The organism is Campylobacter sp. (assembly GCF_052169515.1).
GTDB lineage: Bacteria > Campylobacterota > Campylobacteria > Campylobacterales > Campylobacteraceae > Campylobacter_A.
The window spans coordinates 35,271-50,591 of the sequence record NZ_JBQNCH010000017.1; the positions used below are offsets into that span (position 1 = coordinate 35,271).

Annotated in this window: 10 protein-coding genes and 1 pseudogene; 2 read left to right on the plus strand and 9 right to left on the minus strand. The window is 41.2% G+C overall.

Annotated elements, in window-relative coordinates; genetic code table 11:
- The 3 genes from ACTTKV_RS07240 to mnmG all read right to left on the minus strand — a co-directional run bounded on the left by ACTTKV_RS07240 (position 1) and on the right by mnmG (position 3,799).
- A complete protein-coding gene (locus ACTTKV_RS07240) occupies positions 1-1,245 on the minus strand; it encodes a cytochrome b (protein ID WP_442549920.1) in 1,245 nt (414 codons plus the stop codon).
- Between the two features lie 10 nt (positions 1,246-1,255).
- Entirely contained in the window at positions 1,256-1,759 is a 504-nt protein-coding gene (gene petA, locus ACTTKV_RS07245) for a ubiquinol-cytochrome c reductase iron-sulfur subunit (RefSeq protein ID WP_442549921.1), read from the minus strand.
- A gap of 177 nt (positions 1,760-1,936) precedes the next feature.
- Positions 1,937-3,799, minus strand: coding sequence for a tRNA uridine-5-carboxymethylaminomethyl(34) synthesis enzyme MnmG (gene mnmG / locus ACTTKV_RS07250; RefSeq protein ID WP_442549922.1), 1,863 nt, complete (start codon positions 3,797-3,799; stop codon positions 1,937-1,939).
- A 168-nt stretch (positions 3,800-3,967) separates the two neighbouring features.
- On the opposite strand from mnmG, the gene ACTTKV_RS07255 reads away from it, so the two are divergent.
- The gene (locus tag ACTTKV_RS07255; RefSeq protein ID WP_442549923.1) at positions 3,968-7,420 is read left to right on the plus strand and encodes an acyl-[ACP]--phospholipid O-acyltransferase; all 3,453 of its coding nucleotides are present in this window, start codon (positions 3,968-3,970) and stop codon (positions 7,418-7,420) included.
- A gap of 79 nt (positions 7,421-7,499) precedes the next feature.
- On the opposite strand, the gene fldA is transcribed toward ACTTKV_RS07255, so the two are convergent.
- The 6 genes and pseudogenes from fldA to ACTTKV_RS07285 form a co-directional block, all read right to left on the minus strand.
- Positions 7,500-7,991: a flavodoxin FldA gene (fldA, locus tag ACTTKV_RS07260; protein ID WP_442549924.1), complete on the minus strand. Its 492-nt coding sequence runs from the start codon at positions 7,989-7,991 to the stop codon at positions 7,500-7,502.
- Between the two features lie 11 nt (positions 7,992-8,002).
- A complete protein-coding gene (locus ACTTKV_RS07265) occupies positions 8,003-8,716 on the minus strand; it encodes a hypothetical protein (protein ID WP_442549925.1) in 714 nt (237 codons plus the stop codon).
- A 3-nt stretch (positions 8,717-8,719) separates the two neighbouring features.
- A complete protein-coding gene (locus ACTTKV_RS07270) occupies positions 8,720-9,031 on the minus strand; it encodes a DUF2325 domain-containing protein (protein WP_002939277.1) in 312 nt (103 codons plus the stop codon).
- A gap of 137 nt (positions 9,032-9,168) precedes the next feature.
- Positions 9,169-10,932, minus strand: coding sequence for a M3 family metallopeptidase (locus tag ACTTKV_RS07275; protein WP_442549926.1), 1,764 nt, complete (start codon positions 10,930-10,932; stop codon positions 9,169-9,171).
- A 7-nt stretch (positions 10,933-10,939) separates the two neighbouring features.
- Complete coding sequence (gene dcuC, locus ACTTKV_RS07280; RefSeq protein WP_442549927.1) at positions 10,940-12,331, minus strand: C4-dicarboxylate transporter DcuC; 1,392 nt, start codon at positions 12,329-12,331, stop codon at positions 10,940-10,942.
- Positions 12,332-12,416: 85 nt separating this feature from the next.
- Positions 12,417-13,591, minus strand: a pseudogene (locus tag ACTTKV_RS07285) (sugar transporter).
- A 156-nt stretch (positions 13,592-13,747) separates the two neighbouring features.
- Between ACTTKV_RS07285 and nifJ the strand changes: the two are divergent.
- A partial coding sequence (nifJ, locus tag ACTTKV_RS07290) for a pyruvate:ferredoxin (flavodoxin) oxidoreductase (protein ID WP_442549928.1) occupies positions 13,748-15,321 on the plus strand: 1,574 nt, incomplete at its 3' end.

A 15,321-nucleotide genomic window follows, 5' to 3' on the forward strand; every position in this document is an offset into this window, starting at 1 on the left:
TTAGCCCCTTTTTCTTTCAAGTATTGTTATGACTGGAAGTGCAACTATAAATAGCACCAAAAATAGCAGAGACGAGTAAAATCCTATCCAGTCGTTTATGCCACCTGTTGGAAGCTTACCATATATCGATAAAACGATGAGGTCAATGACTAATATCCAAAACCATACGAAAAATAGCGGTCTTTTGTGTCCTGGAGCTACAAGGTCGCTTCTATCAAATAATGGTATAAGCATAAATGCTACGCCAGCAAAAGCAAACGCTATAAGGCCGATGTTGTAAGCTGAAATTCCAGCTATATCAAAGAAAAAGCCACGTAAAATTTCGTATTGCCACAAGAAGTACCACTCTGGGTAGATGTGTGGAGGGGTTTTTAGTGGATTTGCCGGTTCAAAGTTGATCGGATCCATCGCAAAGTTGAAGTGATAGCAGACTAGATACATGAAAAAGATCATGAAAAATGCTACATACATAAAGTCTTTTGCTAAAAATCCTGGCCAAAATGGTATAACTTTGGCTTTTGACCTATCACCATGTAGATACTCTTGTGCCTCTACGTCAAAGTCAATATCTTCGCTTATTAGGTTATTTACGTGCGGAACCCTTAATGAGTAGAAGTGGATAACCAAAACCACGATAGTCACAAGCGGAAGTAAGCAGACGTGAAGCATGAAAAATCTCGTAAGCGTTGAGTCACCGACTGCATAGTCACCTCTAATCCATTCAACCAAAGCATCACCGATAACTGGCACACCACCAAAAAGCTGAGTGATAACAGTCGCCGCCCAGTAGCTCATCTGTCCCCATGGGAGCATATAGCCGCTAAACGCCTCTGCCGAAAAGCAGATAAATAGCACCATACCACTTACCCAGATAATCTCCCTGCCTCTTTTATATGAGCCGTAGTAAAGGCCGGTAAGCAAGTGGATATACATGATAAGGAAAATAGTCGATGCTGAAACCGCGTGGATATGACGCCATAGCCAGCCATACTCGACCTCTTGCATAATAGTGTAGTTTACACTATCAAAGGCCAAATTTATATCTGGCTTGTAGTACATCAAAAGTAAGAAGCCAGTGACGATTAAAAGTAAGAAAAGTGTTGTTAAGATAACACCCATCGCCCAAAGGAAATTTATATTTTTTGGGATCCAGTATTCGCTAACTAGAACCTTCATTAGTTTTGTAAAAGCTAGGCGCTGATCAAGCCAGTCAATAACACCAGTTGATTTATGAGATAAAGACATCACTAACCTCCTAAGCTTTTGCTACTAATTTTTCATATTCTGGGCTTGTTTCGCCTAGAACTAGTTTGGTGCCGTCGATCTTAAACGGTGGGATATCAAGCGGTCTTGGTGGGGGTCCATATGTCTGAACACCATCGACGTTAAATTCGCCTCCATGACAGGCGCAAATGAAAACTTGCTTGCTTGACTTATACTCAGGAATACAGCCAAGGTGTGTACAAAGTCCGATAACAACTACATATCTAGCATCTCCAACGACTACATCTCTATTGTCATTTTTGGCCATATCAGGACTTTTTTTAAGGATAAAAATAGGCTTTTTACGCCACTCAACCTGCCTCATTTCGCCATCTTTGATTGGGCTTAGATCAACAGTTGTAAAACCAGCAGCTTTTACGCTAGGGAGCGGATCCCAGGTCTTTTTCATGGCAACTAGTGACATCGCACCGCCGACAGCTGCCACAGCACCAAATGCAAGGCCGATAAAGCTTCGTCTTTCTTGCTTTACTGACATTATTTTCCTTTCTATAAATAAATTTTAAACGATTATACTCTCAAAAAATTAAATAGCTATAATCTCTTTATGTAATTTATAAAAATAATGTTACTTTAAGCTATAAATTCACGTTTTTTGGGATAAGTTTTAGAAATTTATTTAAAACAGCCCTTGTTAATTTAGGGCTGTTTTGATTTATGATCTTCTCTCGTTCATCTTTATGTAGATATGTAAGATGTCGATAGCAGCAGGCGTAATACCTGAAATTTCACTCGCAGCAAAAAGCGTTGGCGGAGCAAATTTTTCAAGCTTTTCAACCACTTCATTACTAAGGCCACTTATGCTTCTAAAGTCAAAATTTTCAGGAATTTTAACACTCATCATATCTTTCATCTTTTCGATCTGATTTTTTTGCTCGCCGATGTAGTGCTGATACTTGCACTCGGTTAAAATTTGATCCATACTTGCATCGTCTAAATTTGCAAATCTCTCATCAAGCTTTCTAAGCTTCTCAGCTGTAAAACTCTTGCGTGCAAGGATCTTTTGAAGGCTCACGTTTTGGCTGATCGGCTCTTCATCAAGGCTTGCTAAAAGCTCTAAATTTGCCTTATTTGGAGTGATCTGAGTGTTGTTTAAAAATTCTAGCCCCTCTTTTAAATTTCTTCTTATAGTCTCGATCTCTTCAAAAGTCTTATCATCGATTAGCCCCAGCTCATGGCCATATCCGCCAAGCCTTAAGATGGCATTTTCCTCACGCAAAAGTAAGCGATACTCCGCCCTACTCGTAAACATCCTATATGGCTCTTTTGTCCCTTTTGTCACTAGATCATCGATAAGCACACCGATATATGCCTCGTCACGGCGCAATATAAGTGGTTCTTTCTTGTCCAGTGAAAGCGCTGCATTTATACCAGCCATTAACCCCTGAGCACCAGCCTCCTCGTATCCGGTCGTGCCGTTTATCTGCCCAGCTAAATATAGCCCTTTTACCTTTTTGGTCTCTAGGCTGTGTTTTAGTTGTGTTGGCTCGACATAGTCGTACTCGATCGCGTATCCATGCCTTACGATTTTGGCGTTTTCAAAACCCTTTACGGAGCGGAGCATCTGCACTTGCACCTCATAAGGCAAGCTAGTTGAAAAGCCGTTTATATAGTACTCTGTCGCTTCAAGCGTCTGAGGTTCGATGAAAAGATGGTGTCTGTCGCGGTCGCCAAAGCGGTTTATCTTATCCTCGATACTAGGGCAATACCTTGGTCCTATACCCTCTATCTGACCCGTAAAAAGCGGTGCTTTGTCGAAATTTGAGCGAATTATCTCATGCGTGGTTTCATTTGTATAGGCGATATAACATGGCAGCTGTGTTGGAGAGAAATTTTTAGTTCTAAAGCTAAAAGGCGTTGGACTTTCATCGCCATCTTGCATTTCTAAAATTTCAAAATTTATCGTTTTTGCATCGATCCTTGGACATGTTCCGGTCTTTAGTCTGCCTAAAATTAGCCCAAGCTCTCTTAGACTGCCGCTTAGATCCTTTGCGCTTAGTTCGCCAACACGTCCGGCTTCAAGTTTATTAAATCCAACGTGTATTAATCCATTTAAAAAAGTGCCAGTGGTAATTATCACCTTTTTTGCGTTATATGTGTTATTTAGGTGGGTTTTAACGCCGGTTACCTCGCCATTTCCAGTTAAAATTTCAGTGGCAATCTCTTGAGAAATTTCTAAATTTGGCGTATTTAAAAGCAAATTTCTCATATAAACGCGGTATCTATCCATATCTATCTGAGCGCGGCTACCACGCACTGCTGGACCTTTGCTCTCATTTAGCACGCGAAACTGGATACCAACGGCATCAGTCGTTAGCCCCATTTGGCCACCAAGCGCGTCGATCTCTTTTACGAGATGTCCCTTTGCAAGGCCACCGATAGCTGGATTACAGCTTGCAGCGCCTATTTGTTCGGCTAAGATCGTGATAAGTAAAGTTTTTTTGCCCATTCTGGCTGCTGCAAGACTTGCCTCAATACCTGCATGTCCGCCGCCAACGACGATTATTTCATAATTCATGATAAATTTTTCCTATTTTTTGATTGTGTGATTTTATCCAAAAGCATATAAAATTTAAATTTCTTAAAAAATTTATTATTGAATTTAAATGTAGAGTTTTTTATTAATAATATTTTAAATGTTTTGCTGTTAGATTTACAAAATTTCTAAAATCACAAAGGTCTTTCTATGATGAGTTTATTAAAAATCGCTGGCTTTCTGCCTTACCTTGCGATCGCATTTTTAAATGCAAGCGTCGATTTGGCACACAAAATCACTATCCAAAATGTTCTTTTAAAAACATATGATGGCGACATACTTTTTATATTAACAGCCGTTATAAATGCAATGATTTTGCTTCCTTTTATATTTTTATTCTCACCATCAAGCTTTATAAATGATAAATTCTCAAAGACAAAAGTCATAAGAATTTGTGCTATTTTTGGCCTTATCATTAGTGTCGCAGTGCTTTTTAGCTATCTTGCGGGCGCTTTTGGCGTAGCTTTTGCTTTAACGCTCACACTAGCTGCTCAAAGTGCTATCTACTCGCCTGCAAAATATGGAATCATTAAGGCTCTCGTCGGCCCTGAGCGCCTTGGCACCGCAAACGGCGTCATCCAAGCACTAACCATCGTTGCCATCTTATCAAGCTCATTTTTATTTTCATTTATATTTGAAAATTTATATATCCAAGGTGGAAACTCAGAAGAAATTTTAAAAAGCGTCTATCCTATCGGTATCTTTTTAGTGGTCTTTAGCGCGCTTGAAGCGTATTTCGCCTACAAGCTACCATACATCAGCGAAACAAACGAAGAAACCGACAAATTTGAGCTTAAAAGATACATTAGCCTTAGCTATTTAAGAGAGAATTTAAAAGAGGTAAGGTCTGATAAAAACATCTGGCTAAGCATCGCTGGACTAAGCATATTTTGGGGAATTTCTCAGATCATCATCGCAGCTTTTCCGGCTCACTATAAGGCGGTTTTCAATGACGACAGCTCGCTAGCGGTGCAAGCGATACTTGCAGCAAGTGCAATAGGTATCGCATTTGGCTCATACGTGGCTGGCTCTATGTCAAAGCTACACATTGAGCTTGGTATCGTGCCGATGGGTGCCATGGGTATATTTTTCTCGCTTTTATTTTTCGCATTTGGCTCAAACATCGGCGTAGTGAGCCTTAGCTCATTTGCATTTGGCTTTTTTGGAGGCATATTTATAGTGCCGCTAAATGCGATGATCCAGTACTTTGCCCCGCAAAAGACGACCGGCAAAATAATGGCAGCAAACAACTTCTTGCAAAACGTCTCAATGCTGCTATTTCTAGCCATTGGCATAGGACTAGTTTATTTTGAAGTATCAACAACTGGGCTTTTTGTATTTACAGCGCTAGTTTGTCTAATCGGTAGCTTCTACGCCATTTTGCAGCTTCCACATCTTTTTACAAGGCTGCTTTTACTGCCATTTTTAAAGACAAAGTACCGCTTTTTTGTAGAGGGCCTGCAAAATTTACCACAAAGTGGCGGTGCGCTACTTCTTGGCAACCACATCAGCTGGATAGATTGGCTCGTGCTTCAAGCAGCAAGCCCAAGGGGCATAAGATTTGTCATGTATAGAACGATCTATAACAAATGGTATCTAAAGCAAATTTTTAAATTTTTTAAAGTGATCCCAATAGGCGCAGGGGCGAGCAAAGAGTCGATCGAGATAGTTAGGGAGTGCCTAAAAAATGGCGAAGTGGTTGCACTTTTCCCAGAGGGTCATATCAGCTACAACGGCCAGATAAATGAGTTTCAAAAGGGCTTTGAGCTTATCATCAGAGATCTAAAAGAAATTTGCATCGTGCCATTTTACCTTCGTGGCCTTTGGGGCTCGAGCTTTTCAAGGGCTAATAAATTTTATAAAGACCTCACTTCTAAAAACGGCAGACGCGACATCATCGTCGCCTTTGGTAAACCAATAACCACATTTATAAACGCTGCAAAGATGAAGCAAAAGGTGCTTGAGCTTAGCTTTTCATCGTGGGAGAGCTTTATCTCAAGGCAAAAACCACTAACCGAGGAGTGGCTAAACAACGCAAAAGAGGATAAATTTAAAGAGTGCGTGAGCGATAGCACTGGGCTAAATTTAAGTAATTTGAAATTTATAACCGCCGTTTTAGTCTTTATCAAAATTTTTAAACGCGAGATAAAAGATGAGAAAAATATAGGCATTTTATTACCTAGCTCAAGTATCGCAGCGATAGTAAATATGGCGCTTCTAGCCATGGGCAAAGTGAGCGTAAATTTAAACTACACGCTTAATGTTACCTCGCTAAATCACGCCCTAAAAAAGGCAAATATAAACACAGTCATAACATCTAGTAAATTTCTTGAAAAACTAGCACTTAAGGGCTTTGATCTAAAAGATGCGATGAATGACAAGGCTAAATTTGCCGAAGATCTATCAAATTTAGTCTCTAAAAAAGAGAAATTTTTCACACTTTTAACGGCATTTTTTGCCCCAGCTTGGCTTATTAAACTTTGCTATTTTAAGCCAGTGGGCTTAGAAGATACGGCTACTATTTTATTTAGTAGTGGCAGCGAAGGCGAGCCAAAAGGCATCGAGCTAAGCCACAAAAATTTACTTGCAAACATTAAGCAAATAAGCGAGCTTCTAAATTTCAAAAAAGATGATGTGATCTTAAATTCGCTCCCAGTATTTCACTCATTTGGACTAACAGTCACCACGCTCATGCCACTTTGCGAGGGGATAAAAATGGTAAGCGTGCCTGACCCAACAGACGGAGCGACTATCGGCAAAATGGCTGCAAGACACAGCGCCAGCATCATCTTTGGCACCTCAACGTTTTTTAGGCTCTACACCAGAAACAAAAAGCTTCATCCGCTGATGTTTCAAAGTGCCAGAATGGTCGTAGCTGGGGCTGAGAAGCTAAAACCTGAGATAAAAGATGAGTTTAGGCTCAAATTTGGCATAGAAATTTATGAAGGTTATGGCGCGACCGAAACAGCGCCGGTGGCTGCTGTAAATATGCCAAATATCCTAGAAAAAGAGAGCCTAAAAGAGCTTACATTTAATAGGCCTGGCAGCGTTGGTATGCCTCTGCCTGGCACGATCATTAAGATAATCGACCCAGAAACGCTTGAAGAGCTAGAAACTGGCACCGATGGACTCATAGTGATCGGCGGATCGCAGGTGATGAAGGGCTATCTAAACGACGAAGCCAAAACAAGCGATGTAATCACGCACATCGATGGTGTCAGATACTATAAAACTGGTGACAAAGGTCACATAGATGAAAACGGTTTTGTTTTTATCGTCGATAGGTATTCAAGATTTGCCAAGATAGGCGGCGAGATGATAAGCCTTGGCAGTGTCGAAGAAGAGCTTACAAAGGTGCTTGGAAGCGACGTTGTCTTTAGTAGCGCAAACGTGCCAGATAGCAAAAAGGGTGAAGCGATCGCACTTTTGGTAAAAAGCGGCACTGAGCCTGAAAATATCGAGCAAATTTTAAAAGAGAGCAACCTAGCTCCGATCATGACACCAAGCTATATATTCATAGTTGATGATATTCCAACACTTGCAAGTGGCAAGGTTGATTTTAAGGGTGTAAAAGCTCTAGCAGTCTCACTTTTAGAGGAGTGAGCCGCCCTTTCTTTACTGTTAAATGTATTAAATTTAAAAATTGAGAGAATTTAGCTAGAAAACTCTAGCTAAATTTGCATTAAGCAAAGTGTGGTTTTATCTGCTCTATCCAAGCTGAAATTCTAGCTTCTGTTTTGTCGCTTTCATTATCTGCATCAAGCGCTAGACCTACAAATTTACCATTTTTCACAGCATCAGAACCATCAAAAGTATAGCCATCAGTGCTGACCTCACCGACTACTTTTGCACCAGCTGCGACTACCGCATCATAAAGCTTCGCCATACCGTTGCAATACTCATCTGAGTAGCTTTGGCCATCGCCCATACCAAAAACGGCAACCGTTTTGCCATTTAAATTTAATGCTTTAAAGTCAAATGCATCCCAGTCATCTTGAAGGTCACCACTGCCCCAGGTTGATGTACCAAGGATTAGCTTATCAAAGTCATTTAGTTTTGCCGCGTCCACGTCACAGACGTTTAAAAGCTCATTTTCAAGGCCTAGACCCTCGCTTATAAGTTTTGCTGCATCTTCAGTATTTCCCATGCTGCTTCCAAAAACTATACCTATCATTTTTATCCTTTTTAAAAAATTTTACTAATAATCGTATAAGGCACGAGCTTAATTTGCCCTCTCGCATAACAGTGCCTAACCTCAACATGACGCCTAAATTCCTCATTTCTAGGAAAAACGATATAAACCATCTCGCACTCTTGTCCAAGCTCTCCAACAGCTCTATCTATATCGTCGTTTAAATTTCTCATATCATCAAAGCTTACTTTTTTAAAGCTTGGCATGACGCTGAGCAAATTTTTGCCATCTTTTTTGACCGAAATGAGGCTGCCATTTAGCACGACCTCTTTGTCTTGATGGCGGAGGCGTATTTTATCATAAACAAATTGACAAAACATCTGCGCTGCATCGATACAAAGCTCAAATTTACCGCTTGCGTAAAGCATTTTTATCATCTTTGCAGCTGGCATCTTTGGCTCTTTTGCTACAAATTTTATCTTCGAAAAATCACCGTTTAAATAAGCATTTATGATGATATTTGAGGGAAGGCAAAAGCGATCTACTGGCTTAAAATTTAGACATTTTTCACGAAGTAAGAAATTTATCCTGGCCTCAAAAATTTCTTTGAAATTTAGAAATTTAGCGTAAGAAAGCGGAATTTTTAGCTCACCTTCTACGCCAACATTATAAAGTGCGATGAAAATTTTTGCGCGTGAAAGCTTATCAAGCTTTGCAAAAATACTTGGAGTTATTTCGCCAATATCTGATAAAAGTCCGAATTTCATTGATTATTCTTTGCATCCAAATTCCTTATCTAGGCCAAAGACCTTACAATACTCGCAAAATACGCAACTAACACTTCTTTTTGCACAAACGATAGGGATATTTCTCTTTTTTGCTTGAGTTTTAATGGTCTTCATCGTGTTGTGGTTTAAAAAACTAGTTAGCATCACCACGCACTCGGTGTCTTGAGGGATTGGCTTGCGATTTACGCGGTTTTCATTTCTAGCGTCCCAGTGTTCTATCTTTTCAGCTCCCAAATCATGCAAAACCGCCTTAATAGGCGTTATCTCATCTGCTCCGATAACTAAAACTGACATAACAAGCTCCTAAAATTTATTTATTTTCTGATAACGATTATAAGAAAGCTTTGCTAAAATTATTCTTAGTTATGATATTTATTATCACTTATATGTAGAAATTTGTAACGTCCTTGGTTAAATTTGGAAGCTTAAATTTAGAAAATTATCTTCTTTTCTAGCTTTTTGAAGTCATCTATGTATCGCAGTGCATTATCAATGCATTCAAGCCAAAATTCACACTTTCTAGCATCTTTTTTAAAGTGTTTTTTTAGTAAATCCTCAACGCTCATCACGCCACTATCCATTAAAAATGCCTTGTATCTAGCTAGAAATTTAGCGCTATCTTTTTCAAATTCGCTCATTAAAAACTGCGATATCAAGTAGCCGATCATATAAGGATAGTTGTAGATGTATTGATCCGTTTTGTAAAAATGTAGCTTAAAATAAGGCAAAATACTCTCCATATCTTTTGTGGAGTCTCCATAAAATTTACACCACGCTTGCTGCATCAAATTTTCTATCTCATTAACGCCTACGACACCATTTTGCCTAGCTTTTAAAAAAGCACTCTCAAACTCAAACCTAACGCCGATATTTAGCATGAAATTTGCCGCTGATTTTAGCTCCTGCCATAGGATATCAAAACAAAATTTATCATCGCTGCTGCTTTTTCTTAGATGATCTCTAAGCAGGGCTTCGTTAAATGTACTAGCGCACTCAGCTAGGCTCATAGGCGGCCTTTGATGTAATGCGCAGATGTCACGCATGAGCCAGTAGTGCCAGGCATGACCAAGTTCGTGAGCCTGCTGTATGACGTGAGATAGCGCACCTGTGTAGCTTGAAAAGAGGCGCGGCTGCTTAAATTTACCAAGCCAGACGCAAAATGCCCCAGCAGCTTTGTTGTCACGCACATCAGCCTCCACCCAGCCTTTTTCTATCATCATTTTTACAAAATCGCAAGCCTCATTATCGACCTTGCTAAGCGCAGCGAGGATAAAATTTATAGCCTCTTCGTAAGAGAATTTATCCTTGCTGGCAAATGGTGATGGAGCCAAAAGATCGCAGGCGTAAATTTCGCCATTTGGGAGGTACTTTGCCCTAAGACTCACGCACTCTCTTATCTTTTCTAGCCTCATGTAAACTGCCTCAAACATCGCATCAAGTGCCTCTTTGCTGATCTTGTTTTGCTCCAAACTTGGCGATAAAAAGTCGGTTTTTGCAGCTTTAAATTTGCTCAGCCTAAAGCCAGCTAGCATATTTAGTAAGTCTGCATACAAATTTGCATGTTTTTTATAGTGCTCTTTTAGTCCGCAAAAGACGTTTTTTCTTAACATTTGATCTGGCGAGCCCTTTAAGACTCCAGCGCATTTTGCATAGCTATAGACGCCTTTTTCGCCAGAGCTATTTGTAGCCTCAACTGATATGAGGTTGTTTAAGTGCCTAAATATGCCATAAATCGGTGCAAAGTTGCTAACTGAAATTTGATCGTAAAATTCACTGCTTTTTGGGCTAAGCTTTGCTTGGTAACTGTTTTTGTGCTCATCATATAGCGGCTTTATCTTTTTAAATTCACCACTTTTAAAAAAGAAATTTGAGACATCGAGCGTATCTATGGTTTTAAAGATAGCCACCTTTGCCTGCTCTAAATTTGCCATGTCAGATAATAGATAGGCCTCTATGTCGCTTACTCTCTCATCTTTTACATCACTACTCATCTTACATCTGCAAAATGCCAAAAGCGAATTTAGCTCAACAAAAGCAAGCTCATAAGCGTTTATAGCTAAATTTAGATCGCTCGTTTTGCGAGCCAAATTTTTAGCTTGCAAAACGAGAGCCTTTAAATTTACAAACGCCTCTTTAAATTTAACATCATCAAAATCACCATAAGCGTCACTAAAGTCCCAAATAGCCTCTCTCATACTAACCTCACAACGAAAGTAAAAATACAAAAATGTGGTGACTTACTAGGCCCAAGATAGCAGGCACACTGCAGCGTTTTACGATATCCATTGGGCTGCATTTAAGCATGCCGGCTATGGCTATGACTACGCCTGAGACTGGCGAGATCGGACGGGCGATCGTTGAAGCTTGGTGCATAGGAAGTACGAGCATGACAGAGCTTACATTTAGTTTAGATGCGATTTGTGGGACCATTTCTATGAGCGGATAAAAGCTCGCTCCATTTGAGCCAGAAATGATGGTAACTATGGTCGTGATGACTACGAAAAGTACCGACATGCCAAAGCCGGCAAGCCCTAGAGTATTTGCAAGCTTTATGATTGCGTCTATCATGCCAAGAGCCTTAAATCCCTCTGCAAAGACGCCAGCTGCGATGATCAGAACGACTACGCCGCTTAAACTCTTACCCATAGCGTTAAAAAAGACCTTCACACCCTCGGCGATAGCGTCAAATTTAAATTTACATCTAACTGCATCAAAGAACATGGCTATAACTACTGAGATGATGATGATAGCTGAGATATCAAGCTTAATAGAAGCGATAGCGTAGCGTGAGAAAACCACCGCCAAGATCATAGGTAAAAAGGGCAAAAGTGCGTAAATTTTAGGCGCCTCTTTTAGCTCTTCTTTTGTCCCCTCAAACTCCATCACATCGCCCACATGCTCACTACAAACCCAGCCCTCTTTTTTGTCCAGATATCTGTTCCAAAAAACTAGAGCGATACCGATAACTAGCGTAGTTGGCAGGCCTGCTGGAATTTTATAGGTAAATACATAATCAAGTATGCTAAGCTGCGTAGCCTTTGCAGCAGCGGCCGTTGAAGCACCAAGAAGCACGAGCGAGACCGCTCCAGACATCGCGCAGATAGAGCCTACTGTTAGTTTATTTAGCCCAAGCGAGATGAGCACTGGCCCAAGTAGCGCAAGACACAAAACTCCAAGCCCAACAGCGCTTGTGATGACCATACTTATGAGCTTTGCGACAAAAAAAGCGACAAAAACCATGATGTAAGGGTTTTTTATCATCTTAAAGCGCTTTGTAGCGATGCCAACAAAGGCGTGATTTGCGCCGATATGCGTCATGTAGCTTGCAAAACCGACCATAAACATGATGATAAGGCCGAGATTTGAGAGTCTGTTCGAGAACATGTAGCGTATAAACTCTACGATGTCAAAGTATGAGTTGCCAGTTGGCACAGCCTGCTTTGGCATAAAGTGTCCAGTGCCGAGCAAGACCGAGCAGATCAACATAAAAACGCCAGAGAGAAATAGAACAAGTGGTGCGTATTTGCCTTTGATGATAGCAAATCCCACTACAAAAAGGGTCACAAGACCGATTATAATACCCCCAAAAGCCATTTTATACTCCTTTGAGCGAATTTAACTGGTCAAATTCTAGTGCAGAAAAGCTTTTTTAAAACTAAAATAAAAATTTTCATTTAATTTACTTTTTGAGCTCTTTTGTCCTAAATTTAACCGCTGCTGCAAGAAAAACGACAAGACCAGCTGCTGCAAAGATACCGCCAACATTGCCAATATTTTCTTCGCCAAGGCGAACTATCGTTTGATGCCCTATTAGCGCCCCTGCTCCGATGCCGATATTGTAAATGGCTGAGTATATCGCCATCGCAGCATCTGTAGCGTTTGAAGCTAAATTTAGTACCTTTATCTGAAAACTCATATTTATCCCAGCTATGCCAAGCCCCCAGATAAAGGCAAGCGCAAGCATTAAAAACTCATTTGTGGCGATAAATTTTAGTGCTAGTAAACAAGCCAAAATAAGTGTGATAGAAAGAGTTAAAAAGGCATTTGGAATAAGCCTATAAAATTTAGAGAAAAGCCAGCTTGCCACGATACCAGCGGCACCAAATATGAGCAAAAATATAGTGATAAATTTGCCACTAAAACCACTAATGCCCTTTGCAAATGGCTCGATGTAGCTATAAGTGCTAAAATGCGCACTCACAACAATAGCTGTTAGCAAAAATATAACCATTAAAAAACCATTTTTAGCAAGCTCTGGTAAGCTTTTTAGGGAGCCTGAGTTTTTACTAGGCAAAATCGGTAAAATTTTATGCAACCAAAAACCAACTCCTACTGCAAAACCCCAATCAGTCCAAATGTAATACGCCAACCAAAGGCGTCACCTATTATCCTGCCAAGTGGCAAGCCAAGTATCATCGCCAGCGAGGTGCCAAGTGCTAAAAGACCAAGAGCTTGCGAACTTTTATTGATAGGCGCCACCCTAACGGTAAGCGAGGCGGTGATCGACCAAAATATAGCATGAGAGATAGAGATAAGCACACGGCCGATCGTCAAAACCGTAAAATTCCAAGCAACAGAACAAAGTGCGTGAGAAGCCACAAAAAGTATAAAAATTTTTAAGAGTAGCGACCTTCGCTCTAAATTTGCAGTCAAAAGCATAAATGGCAAAGATAATATCGTCACGCTCCATGCATAGATCGTGATAATAAGTCCAGTATCGGCCGTACTCATACCAAAATCTTTTGCCATATCGCTTAGAAGTGGCACTGGTACAAATTCTGTTGTATTAAATATAAAAGCTCCAAAAGTTAGTGCAATAACTCTTAAATAGGCTATTTTATGGACATTTATCAAAATTTTATCCTTCTACTTTACTTTTACAATAATGGAATTAGCCTTAAATTTTAGTTATTTATAAATTTTAAATTTATTAATGACAGAGATTAATGACAAATTTTGGATTTTTTTTCTATAATAAAGCCATTTTTAAGATAATTTTAAGGCGGAAAAATGGCTAAAATAATGAAAACTATGGACGGAAACGAGGCTGCGGCGCACGCGGCTTATGCATTTACGGAGGTTGCGGGCATATACCCGATCACCCCTAGCTCGCCGATGGCTGATTACACCGATATGTGGGCGGCTCAGGGCAAGAAAAATTTATTCGGCATGCCGGTTAAAGTCGTCGAAATGCAAAGCGAGGGCGGAGCTGCAGGCACCGTACACGGCTCGTTGCAGGTAGGCGCGCTAACTACTACATACACGGCTTCTCAAGGTCTACTTCTAAAAATCCCGAATATGTACAAAATCGCAGGCCAACTACTACCCGGCGTCATCCACGTGAGCGCTCGCTCTATCGCGGCTCAGGCGCTTTCAATCTTTGGCGATCATCAGGATATCTATGCCTGTCGCCAGACGGGATTTGCTATGCTGGCAAGCGGCTCCGTGCAAGAGGTCATGGATATCGCCGGCGTCGCGCATCTAGCAGCGATCAAGGGTCGCGTGCCGTTTTTGCACTTTTTCGACGGATTTCGCACGAGCCACGAGATACAAAAGGTCGAGGTATTTGACTACGCGCACTTTGATAGACTGCTAGACCGCGAGGCGCTGCAAAAATTTAGAGACGAGGCGCTAAGCCCCGAGAGTCCTAAAACTCGCGGTACAGCGCAAAATGACGATATTTACTTTCAGACGCGCGAGCTAGCTAACCGCTACTACGACGCGATTCCTGATATCGTGGCCGAGTATCTAAAAGAAATTTCAAAAATCACGGGACGCGATTATAGACCGTTTAATTATTACGGCGATCCGCACGCTACGCGCATAGTGGTCGCGATGGGTTCGGTAACGCAAACTCTCGAAGAAGTCGTCGATCACCTACGCGCAAAGGGCGAAAAAGTAGGTGTGCTAAAGGTGCATCTATATCGTCCGTTTAGCCTAAAATACCTCTTTGACGTGATGCCTGAGACGGTAGAAAAGATCGCCGTGTTAGACCGCACGAAAGAGCCTGGAAGCCTAGGCGAGCCGCTATATCTGGATGTCAAGGCTGCGTTTTACGGACGTAAAAATCAGCCTGTGATCGTAGGTGGCCGCTACGGCCTAAGCTCAAAAGACGTCGATCCTGCTCAGATGCTAGCGGTCTTTGAAAACTTAAATTTAGAGGGGCCTAAAAACGGCTTTACCGTCGGTATCGAGGACGACGTGACATTTACCTCGCTAAAAGTCGGCGAGAAAATTTCGCTAAGCGACGCAAGCGTAAAAGAGTGCCTATTTTACGGCCTTGGCGCGGACGGTACAGTAGGAGCGAATAAAAACTCCATCAAAATCATCGGCGATAAAACCGATCTTTATGCGCAGGCGTATTTTGCCTACGATAGTAAAAAATCAGGCGGCTATACGCGATCGCATTTGCGTTTCGGTAAAAATCCGATCCGCTCGACCTATCTCGTCTCAAATCCGCATTTCGTAGCCTGCTCGGTCGCGGCGTATCTTGAAATTTACGACGTCATAGACGGTATCCGCGAGGGCGGGACGTTCCTGCTAAACTCGATCTGGGACGCCGAGCAGACGGTCGCTAAACTGCC